Source organism: Achromobacter sp. 1012554356, from assembly GCF_059760815.1.
The window spans coordinates 86312-104427 of sequence record NZ_JCBANC010000015.1; the positions used below are offsets into that span (position 1 = coordinate 86312).

11 protein-coding genes are annotated in these 18116 nt (G+C 66.2%); 3 read left to right on the forward strand and 8 right to left on the reverse strand.

The window, feature by feature from the left end; translation table 11 throughout:
* Positions 1-17: 17 nt before the first annotated feature.
* On the reverse strand, positions 18-1436 hold the full coding sequence (locus tag AC6LJW_RS10125; RefSeq protein WP_498087182.1) for an MFS transporter: 1419 nt from the start codon (positions 1434-1436) through the stop codon (positions 18-20).
* 143 nt (positions 1437-1579) lie between these two features.
* Here AC6LJW_RS10125 and AC6LJW_RS10130 point away from each other — a divergent pair, with 143 nt between their 5' ends.
* Entirely contained in the window at positions 1580-2482 is a 903-nt protein-coding gene (locus AC6LJW_RS10130) for a LysR family transcriptional regulator (protein ID WP_498087183.1), read from the forward strand.
* A 16-nt stretch (positions 2483-2498) separates the two neighbouring features.
* Here AC6LJW_RS10130 and AC6LJW_RS10135 read toward each other — a convergent pair whose 3' ends face one another.
* The 4 genes from AC6LJW_RS10135 to AC6LJW_RS10150 form a co-directional block, all read right to left on the reverse strand.
* The gene (locus tag AC6LJW_RS10135) at positions 2499-4013 is read right to left on the reverse strand and encodes an argininosuccinate lyase (RefSeq protein WP_498087184.1); all 1515 of its coding nucleotides are present in this window, start codon (positions 4011-4013) and stop codon (positions 2499-2501) included.
* Between the two features lie 470 nt (positions 4014-4483).
* A complete protein-coding gene (locus AC6LJW_RS10140; protein ID WP_498087185.1) occupies positions 4484-7123 on the reverse strand; it encodes an autotransporter family protein in 2640 nt (879 codons plus the stop codon).
* Between the two features lie 80 nt (positions 7124-7203).
* Positions 7204-9582: an autotransporter family protein gene (locus tag AC6LJW_RS10145; RefSeq protein WP_498087186.1), complete on the reverse strand. Its 2379-nt coding sequence runs from the start codon at positions 9580-9582 to the stop codon at positions 7204-7206.
* Positions 9583-9925: 343 nt separating this feature from the next.
* Positions 9926-11965, reverse strand: coding sequence for a sensor histidine kinase (locus AC6LJW_RS10150; protein ID WP_498087187.1), 2040 nt, complete (start codon positions 11963-11965; stop codon positions 9926-9928).
* Between the two features lie 78 nt (positions 11966-12043).
* Here AC6LJW_RS10150 and AC6LJW_RS10155 point away from each other — a divergent pair, with 78 nt between their 5' ends.
* Positions 12044-12742, forward strand: coding sequence for a response regulator transcription factor (locus AC6LJW_RS10155; protein ID WP_498087188.1), 699 nt, complete (start codon positions 12044-12046; stop codon positions 12740-12742).
* 75 nt (positions 12743-12817) lie between these two features.
* On the opposite strand, the gene AC6LJW_RS10160 is transcribed toward AC6LJW_RS10155, so the two are convergent.
* The 3 genes from AC6LJW_RS10160 to AC6LJW_RS10170 form a co-directional block, all read right to left on the reverse strand.
* Positions 12818-15286 (reverse strand): TonB-dependent siderophore receptor, encoded by a 2469-nt coding sequence (locus AC6LJW_RS10160; protein WP_427985156.1) that lies wholly within the window; start codon positions 15284-15286, stop codon positions 12818-12820.
* A 141-nt stretch (positions 15287-15427) separates the two neighbouring features.
* Complete coding sequence (locus tag AC6LJW_RS10165) at positions 15428-16420, reverse strand: FecR family protein (protein ID WP_056559323.1); 993 nt, start codon at positions 16418-16420, stop codon at positions 15428-15430.
* Positions 16417-16980 carry a sigma-70 family RNA polymerase sigma factor gene (locus AC6LJW_RS10170; RefSeq protein WP_427985154.1) on the reverse strand — a complete coding sequence of 188 codons (564 nt, stop codon included), beginning with the start codon at positions 16978-16980 and terminating at the stop codon, positions 16417-16419. Before AC6LJW_RS10170 ends, AC6LJW_RS10165 begins: the two co-directional genes overlap by 4 nt.
* A 165-nt stretch (positions 16981-17145) precedes the next feature.
* Between AC6LJW_RS10170 and AC6LJW_RS10175 the strand changes: the two genes are divergently transcribed.
* A complete protein-coding gene (locus AC6LJW_RS10175) occupies positions 17146-18021 on the forward strand; it encodes a LysR family transcriptional regulator (RefSeq protein ID WP_498087189.1) in 876 nt (291 codons plus the stop codon).
* Positions 18022-18116: the final 95 nt, after the last annotated feature.

The window sequence follows — 18116 nt, forward strand, 5'->3', positions numbered from 1 at the left end:
GACTGAAACCCGCTGCCCTACGACCGGAGTGCAGCAAGCCTCAACCCGCCAACCGCCACCGCGGCCATCGCCAGCGCGCACAACACGGCGGCCGTCACAAACGTCGCGTGCAACCCGGCCGACAGCTCAGCGGGCGCGGCATGAGCCAGCGCAGTTGCCCCGGCGCCCTCGGCAAACACCGCGCCCATCGCCGACGCACCTGTAATCAACCCCAAGTTGCGAGACAGGTTCAACATGCCAGACACGGCGCCGCGTTCGTTGCCGGCCGCCCCGGCCATGACCGCGGTGTTGTTGGCCGCCTGAAACAGCGCATACCCAGCCGTCAGCACGCCCAACGCGACCACATATCCCGTCACGCCGAACGCTTCCGACGCAACGGGAAGCATCGCCGATGCACCCGCCATTGCCATCAGCGCGGCGAGCGTCATCGGCCGGGCGCCAAACCGGTCCACGCAGCGCCCCGCCGGCACACCTGCCAGAGCAGCGATGAGCGGACCGCAAGACATTGCCATCCCGACGCACATTGCGTCCAACCCCAACGCCCCGGCCAGATAGAACGGCCCAACCACCAGGGTGGCCATCATCACCGTCGCGACCAGCGCGTTGGCCGCGAAGCCGCCCGCCAGCACGGGATCGGCCATCATCGCCGGACGCACCAGCGGATGTGCCGTCCGCGACTGCACCCACGCAAACAGACCGGCGCAGCCCGCCGCCGCCGCAAGCAGGACAACGTTGGTCGTGCTGAAGCCGCCGCGTCCGAGCGTCATGGACAGCGCGTAGACCGCCAACGTCAGCGCCAGCAGCGCACTGCCCAGCCAATCAAAACGAAGCGTCTGCGGCGCGACGCGTTGCGGATCGCGGGGCAGATGCCGCCACGCCAGCCAGAACGCCAGCAGACCCAGCGGCAGGTTGATGAGGAAGATCGCCCGCCATCCCGGACCGGTGATCAGCGCGCCGCCCAGTGTCGGACCGAGCGCAGTGCCGGCTGCCGACATCGTGCCCAGCAGGCCCATCGCGCTGCCCGCCCTTCCCTTCTGCGTTGCCTCACCGGCAAAGGCCATGGCCAGCGTCATCAGCACAGCCGCGCCCAACCCCTGCGCGGTGCGCGCAGCCACCAGCATCCACAGTCCGGGCGCGGCTGCGCACAGCACGGAAGCGACCGTGAACCAAACCATTGCCGCCAGCATCAGGCGCCGCCGGCCGATCAGGTCGCCCAGCCGTCCGGCGCTGACCACGGCGGTCGTGATGGCCAGCAGATACGCCAGCACCACCCACTGCACCGACTGAAACGAGGCGCCGAATGCCTGTACGAAGTCGGGCAGGCCTACGTTGGCGATGCTGGTGCCCAGGGACGCCAGCAGCATCGACAAGGACAGGCAGGCCAACAGCGGGAGACGGGACGGGGATGGCGTTAGGGGCCAAGTGGAGAGCGACATGATGGCGACGTGCAAAGGGAAACGGAACTCCAGCGTATGCCTCTCCCAGGCGTGGCGGAAGACGCAGCATTTGCAGTGAATACCTGCATACGACGCCATGCCAAATTCCCGCGCGTTTTTTGCCGGCATGCTACGTTTGCCAGATGTCCGCGCCCGACCTCAACCTGCTCATCACCCTGGACGCGCTGCTCTCCGAAGGCAGCGTGGCCGGCGCCGCCAGGCGGCTTCGCCTGAGTCCTTCCGCCATGAGCCGTGCCTTGGCGCGGCTGCGTGACACCACGGGCGATCCCCTGCTGGTGCGGGCCGGGCGCGGCCTGGTTCCCACGCCCCGGGCGCTGGCGCTGCGCGAGCAGGTGGGCGGGCTGGTCAGGGATGCACAAGCCGTGCTGCGCCCCGCGGAAGGCCTGGATCCCGCAGCGCTCTCGCGCACGTTCACCCTGCGCATTACCGACGGCTTCGTTGAAAACTTCGGAGCCCGTCTGCTCACCCTGATCGAAGACCAGGCGCCGGGCGTTCGATTGCGCTTCATGCAGAAGCTGGACAAGGACAGCGCACCGCTGCGCGAAGGCGCGGTGGACCTGGAAACAGGCGTGGTGGGCCAGTCGGCCAGCCCGGAGCTGCGCACTCGCGCGCTGTTTCAGGACCGGTACGTCGGCGTCATGCGCGCGGCCCATCCGCTGGCGCCCGGCAACGTCACGCTGACGCGGTACCTGGCAGCCCGCCACGTCCTCGTGTCGCGCCGCGGACGGGAGTCCGGACCTATGGACGACGCGCTGGCGCAATCCGGCCGCACGCGCCACATCGCCACCGTTGCCGGCGGCTTTTCGACGGCGCTGGCATTGGTCCGCGAAACCGATTTGATCGCCACCGTGCCCGAACGGCACACCGGCACGCTCCGCGAGGGCATGCGCAGCTTTGCGCTGCCGTTTGCGATGGCGCCATTTACGGTGTCAATGCTATGGCATCCCCGGATGGACGGCGATGCCGCGCATCGCTGGCTGCGCGGCATCGTGCTTCAGGCTTGCGGGGCAGACGCGCCCCGGTAGGGTTGCCCCACCCGCGTTATTGCTTGGGCGCGCTCGCCACCAACGCGTCGAACTGCTTGTCCAGTTCCGCCAGCGAATCGCGGATATGCGCGCGGCGCGCCTTGATCCACTTGTCCTGCGCGGCCAGTTGCTCGCGCGCTGCCTGGATCATGCGCTCCATTTCCTTGGGTTGCGGACCACCGCTGGTGGCGCGGTTCTTCACGATGGCAACCGGGTCCAGGGTCGAACGGAACTCGGCCTCGCTCATCGGCAGGTCGGCGCCGTACTTCGAGTCCTTCATTGCATCGGCGTAAATGCGGCGCGCCTGTTCATACGGAAAATCCAGCGGCTTGATGTTGTTCGCCTTGGCATAGGACACGACCTCGGAGGCAAAATGATGCCCCGCGCGGAACGGCAGCTTGTACTTGTGCATCAGCACGTCCGCCAATTCCTGCGAGGCCGTCCAGTCGCTGTTCAGCTCTTCCAGCGCGCGATCCGGGCTGATGACCATGGCCTTGAGCACGCGGTCCCAGCGCTTGAGCGCCGAAATGCCGCTGTCGACCATCGCGGAATTCTGCTTCACATCCTTGGGATCGCTCATGCCGGGCGTGATGTTGTGTGTCTGCAGGACAGGCCCCATCGCCAGCGTCACCGCCGTGGAGGCGTCGCTGCGCGTGTCGTTCAGCAGGCCCGGATTACGCTTTTGCGGCATGGCGCTGGACACGTAGGTGTTGCCGCCGCCTTCTTCCAGCAGGATCCACGGACGCGACTGCGCGTACTGGGTCATCACGTCTTCGACGAAATTTCCCGTGCGCAGCGCGATGCTGGTGACGATGGACGCGACCTCAACGGGCTGGTCCATGGACGAGATCTGCGACGCGTCGTACGCGTTGTCGACCAGCGCCTCGAAGCCCAGGTATTGCGCCATGCGCTTGCGGTCGAGCGGCCAGCTCGTGCCGTTCAGCACGGTCGTGCCCATGGGAGAGCGGTCGATGCGCACGTAGGCTTCGCGGATGCGCTGCGCATCCCGTGCCAGACCGGCAGCCTGGCCCAGCAGATAGTGCCCATAGCTGTTGGGCTGCGCGGCGACGCCGTTCGTGTAATTGGGAACGATGGTGCCCGCGTGCCTGGCCGCCAATTCCACCAGGGTGGTGGAGGTGGCGTTCAGCTGGTCCGCCAGATCCAGCAGCTTGTCGCGCAGGATGGCACTGCGGTAGGTGGCGTGCATGTCCTGGCTGGAACGGCCGGCGTGCAGCAAGGTGATGTCCTCGCCGGCGGCCTTGATCAGCAGGGGCTCAAAGGTGATGACGGTGGCCGGCCGCTTGGCGCCGGGCTGGTTGCCGTCCTGGATGACTTTCGCGACGCCGGCCGCCAGGCGCGGCGCCATGGACTTGTCCAGCAGGCCTTCGTCGGCGTTGATCACCACCGTGGCCTTGTTCATTTCTCCCAGCCAGAAAAAGGGGTCGCGGGGCGGAGATTGCTGCGCGGTGGCCGCATTGCCGGCCAGCGTTAACACCAGGGCGGCGCCCAGGGTCGGAAAAAACTGTCTCATGGCGTTCTCGTTATAGGGGTGGCCGGACAGTGTATCGAAGGTGCTTTGCCCAGGACATCCTGTATTGCACGGAGGCGGGGGTGTTGGATATGCCGTGTGGGACGGTGGCTCATACGGGTCGGTGTCAGACACCCGGGAGAGATGGCCGTCAGCTTGTGGCGGCAATTCAGCGGGTGTCAGACACCTGGCACTACGTTGGGTCGCACGGGTCGGTGTCAGACACCCTGGGGAGGTCGCCGCCAGCTTGTGGCGGCGATTCAGCGGGTGTCAGACACCTGGCAGTTCAGCGTTGTCTGACATCTTGGCCGGCATGCAATTTCAAGGTGTCTGACACCCATCAGCACAGACCGCCGTATTGATACGGTGCCTCGAGGGTGTCTGACACCTTGCCAACCGAAGACAGGTCCCACACACAAAAAAAACCGGCCCCAAAGAGGCCGGCTTTCACATCCGATCGAAGACGGATCGCCTTAGAAGCGCCAGCTCACATTGACGGTGCCGGTGTTCTGACGGTTACCGTCGCCAAACTGACCCGAGTACGCCAGGCCCAGCGTGGCGTTCTTGCTCATCGCCAGATCCACGCCCACTTCCATCACGGCCGCGTCACGCGCCAGCGGGTTGCCCGCGACGGTGAACGGCTGGCTGCCGTCGAACGACATCGTGGCTTCCGGATTGACGTCGCCGTACGCATGACGCCATCCCAGCATGCCGCGCAGGCGGCCCGCGGTGTCCTTCACATCGAAGGTGGTCTGCGCGCGCAGGCCCAGCGTGGTGGTGCCCACGTTGTTCGTGCTGCTCTTGCCGCTGAGCGCGGCGTCACCACCCGATTCCGAGAAACCGCGGGTGCGCAGATCGCTGAAGTCGGCGCCAAAGAACGGCTCGAGCGTGACGCGGTCGTTCAGCGGAATCGCGTAGCCCACGTCGGTGAAGACCTGGCCGGTGCTGGCGCTGTAGTCAGCCTTCAGCTCCTGGTACTGGCCCGCCGCGTTGATGTTGCGCTTGCTGTCGATGTCATGCCACGTGTAGGCCAGGCCAGCGGTGAAGTTGATCTTGCCCGAGCCAACTTCGAACGACTTGCCGCCGTAGAAGATCGCGCTGTAGCTGTTCACATCCGACTTGGCGGAACGGTCGTCCACGGTGATGCGGCTGTCGGTGTAGCCAAACGCGCCACCCAGACGCCAGCCGTTGCCCACGCCGTGATCGCCGCCGACAAAGATGCCGACGTCGCGTTCACGGGACTTGGCCACGTTGCCGTTGCCGTCCATCGTGCGCCAGTTGCCAAAGGCCTGCGCCCACAGCGGCTGCGCGTTCGAGCGCGGCAGCATCGAGGCGTCGCCGCGGCCGACTTGCGCCGTCGGCGGGCCCGGGACGAAGCCGGCGTTCATGTTGGCGCGCAGCTGTGCGGTGGGCAGGCTGGCGACGTTGTTGCTGACGTTCTGCATTGCCCCAACGCTGCTGCCGAACGATTCGCCGGACAGGTCGGCAAACACGCCGGCCGGGGCGCCGTTGGGCAGGTTCAAAACGCGCGAGTACAACGTGCTGTTCTTGGGCAGGGTCTGCACCGCGTTTGCGGCCGAACGCTGATTGCTGGTCACGGCCAGATCGGCGAATTCGATGGGGCGGGTTCCGCCGTTGCCGGGGTTGGTCGGCTTGGAATCGGGTTCGGTCGGCACGGTCTTCATGTCGACCGTCAGCACGACGTCGTTGCCTTGGTGGCTCAGAGTCGGCTGCAGATAGGCCAGGTTGCTGGACAGGCTGTCGAAATGGCCGTTCAGATTGCCGGCGGACAGGATGGTGTAGCTGGTCGAGGGCGCGTACGTGCCGCCCTCGCCGACGTGCACCACGGAACCCGCCAGATTCGCCGTGCCGGTGACGTTCACGCGGTCGCTCTTGCCATCGGGCGTGGCGTCGACGCGATAGGTCGAACCCGGTTTGAACGTCAGGTCGCCATTGACCGTCAGGGTGCCGATCTGCGCCCCGGTGGGGTTGACCGACATGTTCGCGCCGGGCGCCGCCATCATCATCACGTGGTTCGACGACGCAGCGGTTCCCGGCGACAGGGTTGCGCCGGATTCCAGGGTGGTCATGCCGACGTTGCCGGTACCGGCCAGCGTGCCCTTCACCGTCAAGAGGCCATTCACCTTCTTGCCGTCAATCGTCAGCGTCTTGCCCGCTGCTACGTTCACGGCGCCGACCGTGATGGTTCCAGCGGGCGTGAAGTCGGTGTTGACGTTCACCGTGCTGATGCCGCCGCCGCTGCTGGCCATGAGGCTGTGCTGATTGTCGTCGCCGGTGATGGCGCCGAAGACGCTGCCGCCATCGATGTTCAGCGTGGAGGCGCCGAGGCGCACGTCGCCAATGATGGAGCCCGTGTTCGTGATGACCATCGGCGCATGGGCGCCTGCGACATCGACCGCAACGCCGGCGGACGAGCTAGAGGAGCCCAGAGCGTTGATGTAGCCGGTGTTGACAATGCCGCCCGCCACATCAGCATTGCCGCTCACCACGACACCGCCCCAGATGTTGCCGTTGTTTTCAATCCGCCCGGTGACTGCTGCGCCGTTGGAGATTTCAATCCCGTTGCCGCTCGACTGGTAAACGGGGCTGATGCTGTTGGTGGAGATGTTGCCGTTGTTGACGATGTTGCCAGTGACCGTGCTGTTGTCGGTAATCGTCACACTGGAACCGATGTTCACGATGCCGCCAGCGCGGCCGAAAATGATCTGCCGGCTGTGGATTTCGCCGTTGTTGACGATGTCGCCGCCGACAAGGCTGCCCGACACCCGCAGTGCGTAGAGCTCGCCATTGCCTTCGTTGCGGATCGCGCCGTTCAGGGTCGAACCCGACTCGATCGTGATGGCTGCGTCGTGGTATCCGCCTTCGAGCAACGTGCGGTTGATGAAGTCGCCGTTGCGCATCGCGGCGTTCTCCATGCGCATGTAGGGATAGTGCGTCGACGACGTGTTCTCGAGATCGCCGGAGTACAAGGGGATCACCGAGCCGTCATGCATGAAGGGACCCGTCTGCGCCAAGGCGTACGGCGTAGCGAGGGGAGAAATACTGAGGCTCAGCAAAACGGCGATGCGGGTAAGCGGAAAGCGGCGAGACATTTTGTGTTGACCAGGTAAGTTTCGTGTTTGAACCGGCCTCCGAAGAGGCCGGCTTTTCCCAAGCGTCGAGGCGGATCGCCTTAGAAGCGCCAGCTCACGTTGACCGTGCCGGTGTTCTGACGGTTGCCGTCGCCGAACTGACCCGAGTACGCCAGGCCCAGCGTGGCGTTCTTGCTCATCGCCAGATCCACGCCCACTTCCATCACGGCCGCGTCACGCGCCAGCGGGTTGCCCGCGACGGTGAACGGCTGGCTGCCGTCGAACGACATCGTGGCTTCCGGGTTGACGTCGCCGTACGCATGACGCCAGCCCAGCATGCCGCGCAGGCGGCCCGCGGTGTCCTTCACATCGAAGGTGGTCTGCGCGCGCAGGCCCAGCGTGGTGGTGCCCACGTTGTTCGTGCTGCTCTTGCCGCTGAGCGCAGCGTCGCCACCCGATTCCGAGAAACCGCGGGTGCGCAGATCGCTGAAGTCGGCGCCAAAGAACGGCTCGAGCGTGACGCGGTCGTTCAGCGGAATCGCGTAGCCCACGTCGGTGAAGACCTGGCCGGTGCTGGCGCTGTAGTCAGCCTTCAGTTCCTGGTACTGGCCAGCCGCGTTGATGTTGCGCTTGCTGTTGATGTCATGCCACGTGTAGGCCAGGCCAGCGGTGAAATTGATCTTTCCCGAACCTGCTTCGAACGACTTGCCGCCGTAGAAGATCGCGCTGTAGCTGTTCACATCCGACTTGGCGGAACGGTCGTCCACGGTGATGCGGCTGTCGGTGTAGCCAAACGCGCCACCCAGACGCCAGCCGTTGCCCACGCCGTGATCGCCGCCGACAAAGATGCCGACGTCGCGTTCACGGGACTTGGCCACGTTGCCGTTGCCGTCCATCGTGCGCCAGTTGCCAAAGACCTGCGCCCACAGCGGTTGCGCGTTCGAACGCGGCAGCATCGAGGCGTCGCCGCGGCCGACTTGCGCCGTCGGCGGGCCCGGGACGAAGCCGGCGTTCATGTTGGCGCGCAGTTGTGCGGTCGGCAGGCTGGCGACGTTGTTGCTGACGTTCTGCATTGCCCCAACGCTGCTGCCGAACGATTCGCCGGACAGGTCGGCAAACACGCCGGCCGGGGCGCCGTTGGGCAGGTTCAGGACACGCGTGTACAGCGAGCTATTCTTGGGCAGGCTTTGCACGGCGTTTGCCGCCGAACGCTGGTTGCCGGTCACGGCCAGGTCGGCGAATTCGATCGGCCGGGTTCCGCTGCCGGTGTCGCCACCGCCAGTGCTGCCGTTGCCGACAGGCTTGCCCGGGTTGGGCTTGCTGTCCGGCTCGACAGGAACCTTCTTCATGTCCAACGTCAGCACGATCTGGTTGCCTTGCTGGTCCAGCGACGGCTGCAGGTAAGCCAGGTCGCTGGACAGGCTGTCGAAGTGGCCGTTGATGGTGGTGGCCGACAGGATGGTGTAGGCCGTCGAGGCGGCGTACGTGCCGCCTGAACCGACGTGCACGACGGAACCGGCCAGGTTGGCCGTGCCGTTGACGATAACGCGGTCTTTCTTGCCGTCTGCCGTCGCGTCGACGCGATAGGTGGAGCCCGGCTTGAAGGTCAGGTCGCCGTTCACCGTAATGGTGCCGATGGGCGACGGGGGAGCGACGATGACCGAATTCACATTCGGCATCATCATCATGTTGTTCATCGGCGCAGCCGCGCTGGGCGACAGCGTGGCACCCGACTCCAGCGTCGTGTCGCCCACGGTGCCGGAACCCGCGAGGGTGCCGTTGACCGTCAAATGACCACTCATGTAGCTGTTGTTCAGCGTAAGCGTCGCGGCCGGAGCGACGTTGATCTGGCCGATGTCGAACTTGGACGTGGCGCCAAAGTCGCCATTGATGTTCATGATGGCGTTGGGACCCACGACGGTGCCCGTGATGCTGCCGCCGGCGATGTCCAAGGTGGACGTGCCAAGCATCACATTGCCTTGGATGGTGCCATTGTTCACGATCGTCATAGGCGCGGTGGCGTTCTCAACGTCGATCGCGATACCGCTGGTGTTGGACGAGAGCGTGCCGTTGTTGACGATACCGCCGACCGAGCCGCCGTTGACGACGATGCTGTCCTTGAGGTTTGCGTCATTGATGATCTTTCCGACGACCGCGCTCCCGGAGAGGACTTCGATACCGACACCAAGCCCGTACGAGCCGCCAAACTCACCCTTGTTGTGGATGTCGCCGAGGACCACAGCGCCGTCCGTCAGGCTGATGCCGGCGCGATTGCTGGTCACGACCTTTCCGGCCTCGTTGACGATCGAACCGCTGATGCTCGATGCCTGCACCTTGATGCCGCCGAGCTGGCTGTATTGAGCGGGCCACAGCGTACCGTTGTTAATAACACTGCCGCCAACCATCGAGTTGTTTTCGATGGTGATGGAGGTGTAATTTCCGGTGTTTTCGATATCGCCGTTCTGAGTGCCAGCGTTCAAGTTGTAGTCGATAGGCTGCGCAAGAGCCAAAGGCGCGGAAAACGGCAGGCTCAGGCTAAGCAAAACGGCAATGCGGGTAAGCGGAAAGCGGCGAGACATTTTGTAGTGACCATGTAAATTTCGTGTCTGAAATGTACCGATCATTGCAAAACAGAATCTGAGCGAATCTGAGCGGTTTGTAAGATCCGAGACGCCCCCACCTCAAATCGCCACAATTAACCCGAAAAGTGGGCGTTTTTCCGGTTTTTGACTCTATTTATTCAGTCCACAGGCGGAAACAAATAGATGCTTTTACGCAACAATTGCCCTTTTTGCAGGGGTAACTCTTGCGCCGTCCCCACTTTCAAACCGCCCCCGACTGCGGCAACTTGAGGCAAAAACACACCGGCTTGTCACCGCCCGCCGACTCCAACATCACGGATCCGCCCAACCGTTCCGCAATCGAACTCACCAGATACAACCCCAGCCCTGCACCCGGATGACGCATTGCGTTGTGTCCCCGGTAGTATTTCTGGAACAACCGCTCCTGCTCCGCGAGCGGAATGCCGCTGCCCGGGTTCGCCACGGCGATGCGCAGCATGGCGCCGTCCTCGCGCACCGACACGCTTACCGTCCCCCCCTCGTCACAATGCCGGTCCGCGTTGGCCAGCAGGTTGCGCAGCGCGATCCGCAGCATGCCCGCGTCGCAGTCCAGGGTCTGGATTCCCGTCTCATACCTGGTTTGCACCCGCCCCGGCGGATACTCGCTCGCCAGGTCCTGCAGCAGCGCCGGCAGATCGCACCGGGTCGTGCGCAGTTCGGCGCGCGGTTCGCGCATGCGGTCATCGGTCAGGTATTCGTCCACCAGCGCCAAAAGGCGTGTGGCCGCATTGCGGATGTTGGCGCAGCGCGCCAGGCTCTTTTCCAGCGGCGCGGCAAGGTTGCGGCCCAGCTGCTGGGCCGAGGTCGTGATGATCGCCAGCGGCGTGCGGAACTCGTGCGACACCATCGCCACGAACTCGCGCTGCTCCGTGAACATCTGCCGTTCCTTTTCCAGCGACGTGCGCAGCTCGCCTTCCAGCGCCACCCGGCGTTCGATCTCGCCTTGCATTTCGGCCGTACGCAGGGCGACCTCGCGTTCCAGCCAGTGGCTGTGCTGGCGCGCCAGATCGGCCGCCAGGTTGGCCTGCTGCAGCTCGCGCACGCGGCGGCGCCGCTCGTAGCGGCCAACGATGAACAGGCTGAGCAGCAGCATGTGCAGCATCGTGCCCAGCGTGGAGACATACTCGGTAAAGGCGTTGACCGGAAACACCCCGAGGTTGCGCAGGAAGGCGATCAGCACGCCCAGGTAGAACACCCCGAACGCCAGCGCGAAAAAGCGCGCCGGCCGCCAGCCGCGCTTGAGCAGATACGCGGCCAGCGTGGAAAAGCCCACGATCACCAGCAGCGCCAGCCCCTGAATCGGCTGCATGCCGGCGCCGTAGTGGCCCGTCACGATCAGCGCGGAGCAGATTGCGGCAATGCCCCAGAACAGCCAGTCGAGCCAGCGCACGGCGCGCGGATAGAGCGCTTCCAGATTCAGTTGGCGGCAGGCGACACGCAGCGCCACCGGCAGGCTGACGGCAATGCCAACGCCCAGCAGCCGGTCGCTCCAGGCCACCGGCAGACCGGTCAACTGCTGCACCAGCCCCAGCGACAGCACCTCGTTGAAGACGCAATTGCCGATGTAGGCCAGGAAAAGTCCGCTCATCGGCGCGCGCGTGACCAGCCAGAACGCTGCGTGCGCGCAGATCAGCAGCAGATAAAAGCCGAAATACAGCCCGAACAGCAGGCCCTCGCGGCGCGACTGGTTGTCGAACGCCAGCCGCTGCCAGACCTCCAGCCGCGTCGCCATCGCGTTCTTGCTCTGCAGCCGCACCAGGATGACGTACGCGCCCGGCTGCGACGGATTGAATTGGATCACGGGGCTGCGATAGTCCACCGGCCATTTGCGCCGCGCCAGATCCTCGCCGCTGCGTCCCAGCATCGTCCAGCCGCCGCCGTGGCCCACGTAGATGCGCGCGTCGTCCAGCAGCGCGTTGGTCAGGCGCAGCATCCAGCCGCCGTGCATGATCTTGTCGACCTGCACGGGCAGGCGCAGCCAGATCGTGGCAGGCGTAAATCCCGCGCTCAGGCTGCCTGGCAGCGGCGTCCAGTCATCCGAGCTGGCGGCGTCGCCCACGTCCAGGCGGCCATCCAGATCAATAAGGCGTTCAAGATGGCCGCCGGCATCCTGCACGCGTTCGACGCCATCCAGACGCAACGGCTCGGCGCGCGCCGGTGCGGCTGCGGCCAGCAAGCCCGCGAACAGGCAGGCCAGCAGCGCCAGCCACCGCATCGCCCTGGAGTAACATTCCCGTTTCATCAATCGCAATCTACGCAGCATTTCCGTGCAACCCGGCAGATTACACCAGCCCTCCACGCTGTATTTCGCGGGCGCCTCATGCCTGAAGTGATCCTGCTCGAAGACGAACCCGTGCTGCGCCAGGAGCTCGGCGAGTTCCTCGAAGAGCTTGGATACGCCCCGACGTGCGTGTCCAGCCTGCAGGAATTCGACCAGCGCTTCGACCCCGCCCTCCACCACCTGGCCGTCATCGACATCGGCCTGCCCGACGGCTGCGGCCTGGACCTGATCCAGCGCCTGCGCAAGGACGGCCAGCAAGTGGGCATCGTGGTGTTCAGCGCGCGCCAGACCGGGCCCGACCGGATTTCTGGCCTGGGCATGGGCGCCGACCACTATCTGGGCAAGGGCTGCGATCTGGACGAGCTGGCCGCCACGCTGGCCGCGCTGGTGCGCAGGCTGGGGCTGCCTCAGCCGGGCCAGGATCTGCCGCCGTTGAGCTGGCTGCTTGAAATCGGCCCCCGCCGCCTGCACATCCCGGGCGCGGCGGCCATGCCGCTGTCGCAGCAGGACCTGACCGTGCTGCATTGCCTGATGAGCCAGCCCGGCGAAAACATCAGCCGGCGGCAGATCGTCGAAGCCCTGGGCGCCGATTACCTGGAATACGATCAACGCCGGCTCGACACGCAGATGCGCCGGCTGCGCCGCCGCGTCGAAGCCCTGAGCGGCCAGACGCTGCCCGTCAAGACGTTGCGCAGCAGCGGCTATTGCTTCTATCAGCCGGCGCAGGTCAAAGGCTGACCCCGGCCGCGCCGCGCAATGCCCGCGCGTTCAGCGCGGGCGTGGCGTACAAGTTCTGATGGCGGGCCGTCTGCCTTAGAACTCCGTGCTCACGGACAACAGCACGGTCAGCGGCGCCCCGACCGTCAGGCCTTCGCGCGCCGCGGACTGCCAGTAGTTCTTGTTCAGGACGTTCTCGACCATCGCGCGGATGACGACGGGCTTGCCGTTGGCGTTGAATGCATAGCGCGCGCCCACGTCAAAGCGCGTCCAGCCCGGAATTTCCTGCGTGTTGGCGACGTCGACGATCTGCGAGCTGGTGCGCAGCATCCGCGCGGTCAGCGTAAGACCCGGCACAAACGGCGTATCCCATTCGGCTGCGGCGTTGAACTGCAGGCGCGGCACAGCGGGCGCTCGGTTGCCGTCGTTGAGCCCGCCCTCGGTGCGCGTCAAGCGCGCATCGGTGTAGGCCACGCCGCCCAGCAGGCGCACGCCATGCGTCGGCTCGCCCTGCACCAGGAATTCCAGTCCGCGGTTGCGCTGCTTGCCATTGGACACGTAGCGCAGGCTGGCAGGATCCAGATAGCTGCTGGGACGCTCGATCTGGAACGCGCTGAGCGTCGTTTCAAACTGGCCGAAATCGTATTTGGCGCCCACTTCGAACTGCTTGGAGATTTCCGGGGCGAACACTTCGCCCGCGTTGACGGCGCCCTCGGGTGCCGTCCCGCCCTGACTCAGGCCCTCGATGTAATTGCCGTACAGCGCCAGCCGCTCCGTGGGTTTGACGGTCAATGCAAACGCCGGCGTGACGGCCGACTCGTTGTAGTTCGACGTCTGGCGGCCGGTCATCGCGTCGAAGTTGGTCGACTCCACGCGCTGGTGCCGCACGCCCGCGATGAACTGCACGCGGTCGTCGGCCATCGAGATCGTGTCGGCCAGCGCAATGCTGACCAGCCGAGAATCGCTGGCCCGCGGCAGATCCGACGGCCGCGCAATGTTCGGCTTGGGCAGATCCGCGGGGTTGTAGATGTTGGAAAACACCGTGCTGGACCGGATCCGCGCCGCCGAATAGTCGATGTCCAGCACGCTGGCGCTCAGCGCCGGCTCATGCTTGAGCGGGCCGGTCTGCAAGCGCCCCCGCACCCCGATCTCGCCCGTCTTGCTCAATAGCGACTCGTTCAGGCGGGCCGGCACCGCGCCAATGTCGCCGGCCTCGTTCAACATCAGCCAGCTCGTCTGCATGCTCTCAAAGTCGTGCTTGCGCGCGCCCACCGCGCCGTAGACGGTCCAGTCCGGCGACACGTCGTACTCGGCGCGCAACGCGCCCGACCATTCCTTGGTCTTCCAGTAGGTCCACGACGGAAAGAAGTTGCGGCGTGCGTCCGGCGCCCGGCCGATGTCCGTGCCCGAGGGCGGCGGGAACAGCAGGCCGCTGCGCGCATCGGTCGTGCGGTTCTGGTAATTGATGTCGCCTTCCACGCGCAGGCGCTCGCCCTGGTAGTCCAGGCCCAGCGCCACGGCGCCCAGATCCTCCTTCGCACCGTCCATCGGCAGATCGCCGCCGCTGCCCGCCACGTTCAGACGCACGCCCCATTCCTGGCTGTCGCCATAGCGGCGCGACAGGTCGGCGTGCGCGCCGAACTGGCTGTCACTGATGTACGACACGGTGAAGCGGTTCAGGGGATCGGCGCCCGCGCGCTTGGGCACCAGGTTGATCGAACCACCCACGGAACCGTAGGGCGCCATGCCGTTCAGCAAGGCATTGGGGCCGCGCAGCACTTCGACGCGCTCCACGCCGATCAGCGAACTCGAATTGCGCGGAGACACGCCGTACAGGCCGTTGAACGACACGTCGTAATTGAACAGCGTGAACCCGCGGATGTTGAACTCGTCCCGCCCCGCGCCGCGCGAATACGTATTGCGCACCGTGGGGTCATTGACCAGCACGTCGCCGATGTTCTGCGCCTGCTGGTCCTCGATCAGCTTGGCGGTGTACTGCGTCGCGCTGAACGGCGTGCTCATGTCGTCGCGGTCGCCCAACAGGCCCAGACGACCGCCGCGCGCCACCTGCCCGCCGGGGTAGACAGGCGGCAGGCCGCTCGCCAGCCCCGAGGCCGTCACCGTCACAGGTTCCAGCGTCGTGGTCTGCCCGGCGGGCAGGACGCTCAGGCGGTACTGGTTCGGCGCCTCGCGCGTGGCGCGCAGCCCCGTTCCGGCCAGGGCCTGCTCCAGCGCCTGGTGAGGGGTGTAGCGGCCGCGCACACCGTTGCTGTGGCGGTCGGCCACCAGCGACGGCTGCGCGGCCAAGAGGATGCCGGACTCGTTCGCCAGCCGCGTCAGTACCTGGTTCAGCGGCCCGGGGGCAACGTCGAAGGTCATCAGATCCGCCACCCCCGTCGTCGCGGGCTCGGCCTGCGCGTGGGCCGGCGGCCCCCAGACGGCGGAAACGGCCATCGCCAGGGCCAGCGGCAAGCCCCAGGACGGGAATCGCCCGCGACGGGCGGCCAAGGCGCGTGCGCGGGTCACGGGAAAGGCCGCGGCGGCGGAAGAAGGACGGTGGGACATGACGGGACCTGTGCTCTCGTGCGTAAGGTTCTGAAAGGGAGAGCGGCGCGCCAGCCATGCGGATTGCTGGGCGCGAGCGGCTCTTACTGTCCTTATTCGAACGAGCGGGCAAAACCCGGAACCGTTTCGCGGATTATTTTTTCAGGCGCGCGCTTCGAGGCTGATCCACCAGGGCATCGTCCGGCGCACCTGGACCGGCAGCACCGAGGCCAGCATGTCCAGCGCGCGGTCGGTTTCGCGGATGGGATAGCTGCCGAAGACATGCAGGCGCGCGATCTCCGGCGCCACGGCCAGGTGGCCAAAGTGATAGCGGCGCAATTCGGCCACAACGTCCGCCAGCGGCGTGTTGTCGGCCACCAGCACGCCGCGCGTCCAGGCCTCGCGGGCCGGATCCACCGGCAGGAAGCCGTCCAGCGTGTCAGCCGTGAACCGCGCCTGCCGACCCGCCGGCACGATGCCGCTGGCGCGGCTGGCGGCCGTGTCGACGCGCACGGCCCCTTCATGCACGGCCACCACCACGCCGTCTTCCTCGCCGCGCACAGTGAAGCGCGTGCCCAGCGCCTGCAGCCGGCCTTGCGCGGTGTCCACGACAAAGGGACGTACTGGATCCTTGGCGGTCTCGATCAGCAGTTCACCCGCGACCAGCTGCACGCGGCGCAGCGTGGCGCCATAGTCGACATCGAACGCGCTCAAGGCCTTCAGCCAGACCTGGGTGCCGTCCGCCAGCGAGACGTGGCGCGTTTCGCCCAGCCCCGCGCGATGGTCCGCGCCCCAGGTCGAGGCCGCAAGGGGCAACGGCGTCTGCCGCCACGCCGTCCACCCCAGGCTTGCAATGCCCAGCGCCCCCGCCATTCCCAGCAGCAGTTGCCGGCGCGCGCGCGGCCGGGCCGCCGCGGCCTGCCCGAACGCCGTCACAGCGGCGTCCCGGTCCGGACTGGATTGCAGAGCAGAAAAGCGGCGGCCGATGCGTTCGACGTAACCCCAGGCCTCGCGGTGTTCCGCCGCGCGTTCGATCCATTGCTGCCATTGCTGGCGTTCGGCGGCCGACGCGTCGCCGGACCGCAGCAGGGCGTACCATTCGGCGGCCTGCTCCATCGCGCGATGGGAGGGCTCGCGCGCCTGCGCGGCGCTCATGGGGCGGCCACCTGCGGCAGGCCAGCCGGCTCGTCCGCATATCCTGCCGCCAGGCGCGCCTCGAGCTGCATGCAGCACAGCATGGCCTGGGCGACGTACTTGCGGACCATGCGCGACGACACGCCCAGCACGTCGGCGACTTCCTGATCGGTCATCTCGCACGCCACCGCCATGACGAAGGCGTGGGCGGTCTTGGGCGGCAATCCGCGCAGCATCGCGTCGATTTCGCCCAGGGCCTGCAGCACCATGGCCTGGTCCTCGGCCGAAGACACCGTGGGTTCGGGCTGCGCCGCCAGGGCGTCCAGCCAGGCCTGCTCCAGATCCCGGCGGCGCCACAGGTCGATGCACATGCCATTGGCCATCCGGCGCAGGTAGGTCCTGGCATGGCGGGCGTTGTCGAACTTGCACGGGCGCGTCAAGAGGCGCACGAACGCGTCGTGCGCCAGGTCTGCGGCGTCCGCCGCGTTGCCCAGGCGCCAGTTCACCCACGCCAGCAGCCAGCCGTGGTGATTGCCGTATAGGCTCTCGAAGTCCTGGGATGCCCCTTCCGATCCGCTCACGATCCCGCCCGCGACACCGCTCACACCAGCATTAATGCGAACGGTTATCAATTAACAAAGCGCGATTATTGCCTGGGCTGGCGGGATTTGGCAACGGGGGTTTAGGCGATAATCCCGCTGCCCGGACGGGCCTGACGATGCCGGCACACCGCCGCAAAGGAAGCAATGAACTGGGACGATGCAAGGATCTTTCTGGCGCTGCAACGGGAGGGCACGCTGCGGCGCGCCGCGCGCGTGGCAGGCGTCGATCAGGCCACGATCGGGCGGCGCATCGCCACGCTGGAACACACCCTGGGCGCGACGTTGTTCCTGCGCAGTTCTACCGGTTACACGCTTACGCCCACCGGCGAAAGCGTGCTGCGCGCGGCCGAGCGCATGGAGCAATTTGCCCATGACCTGGTGCGGCAGGCCCAAGGCACCGACGGGCGGCTGGAAGGCGAGGTCAAGGTCGCGACGACCGACTCGCTGGCCATGGAGTTCGTCATACCGGCCATCGCGGCGCTGCACGTGCAGCACCCCGCCGTGCGCGTCCGCTTGAGCGTGTCGACCCAGATGGCCAATCTTGCGCGAAGAGAGGCGGACATCGCCATCCGTAACGTCAAGCCCGAGAACCCGGATCTCGTCGCGCGCCAACTGGCCCGCTGGCCAGTGGGCCTGTACGCCAGCGAGCAGTACCTTGAACTGCGCGGCGCGCCGTCGGAAGGCGAGGGCCTGCAAGGACATGACCTGGTGTACTACCAGCCCTACCTCGAAGGCAGCCGCGCGCCCACCATCGTCGGCGAACCGGCGCAGGCGGGCTGCATCGTGGCCACGGCCAATTCCAGCCTGATGCTGCGCGTCATGATCGCCGACGGCATTGGCATCGGCGAGCTGCCCGTGCCCATGGCCGAGCGCGGCGGTCTGGTCCGCCTGTGGCCGGCGCGCGAACGCACGGGCGGCTTTCCCGTGTGGCTGGTGACGCACCAGGACCTGCGGCACACGGCGCGCGTGCGGGCATTCATCGACGCCGTCGCAAAGCAGTTCGACCCGCCGTCGCAATAGCCGACGATTTTCAGCGTCAGCACCCAGCGATCATTGCCAGCCGTTACTGCCGCATTTTTGCATTAGAGCCATTGCAAATTGCTGCGTGATTGCAG

Coding starts and splice junctions, on each gene's coding strand:
- AC6LJW_RS10140 (WP_498087185.1), bottom strand. CDS start 7,123: ATGTCTCGCCGCTTTCCGCTTACCCGCATCGCCGTTTTGCTGAGCCTC.
- AC6LJW_RS10160 (WP_427985156.1), bottom strand. CDS start 15,286: ATGTCCCACCGTCCTTCTTCCGCCGCCGCGGCCTTTCCCGTGACCCGC.
- AC6LJW_RS10125 (WP_498087182.1), bottom strand. CDS start 1,436: ATGTCGCTCTCCACTTGGCCCCTAACGCCATCCCCGTCCCGTCTCCCG.
- AC6LJW_RS10135 (WP_498087184.1), bottom strand. CDS start 4,013: ATGAGACAGTTTTTTCCGACCCTGGGCGCCGCCCTGGTGTTAACGCTG.
- AC6LJW_RS10130 (WP_498087183.1), top strand. CDS start 1,580: ATGTCCGCGCCCGACCTCAACCTGCTCATCACCCTGGACGCGCTGCTC.
- AC6LJW_RS10150 (WP_498087187.1), bottom strand. CDS start 11,965: ATGAAACGGGAATGTTACTCCAGGGCGATGCGGTGGCTGGCGCTGCTG.
- AC6LJW_RS10165 (WP_056559323.1), bottom strand. CDS start 16,420: ATGAGCGCCGCGCAGGCGCGCGAGCCCTCCCATCGCGCGATGGAGCAG.
- AC6LJW_RS10175 (WP_498087189.1), top strand. CDS start 17,146: ATGAACTGGGACGATGCAAGGATCTTTCTGGCGCTGCAACGGGAGGGC.
- AC6LJW_RS10155 (WP_498087188.1), top strand. CDS start 12,044: ATGCCTGAAGTGATCCTGCTCGAAGACGAACCCGTGCTGCGCCAGGAG.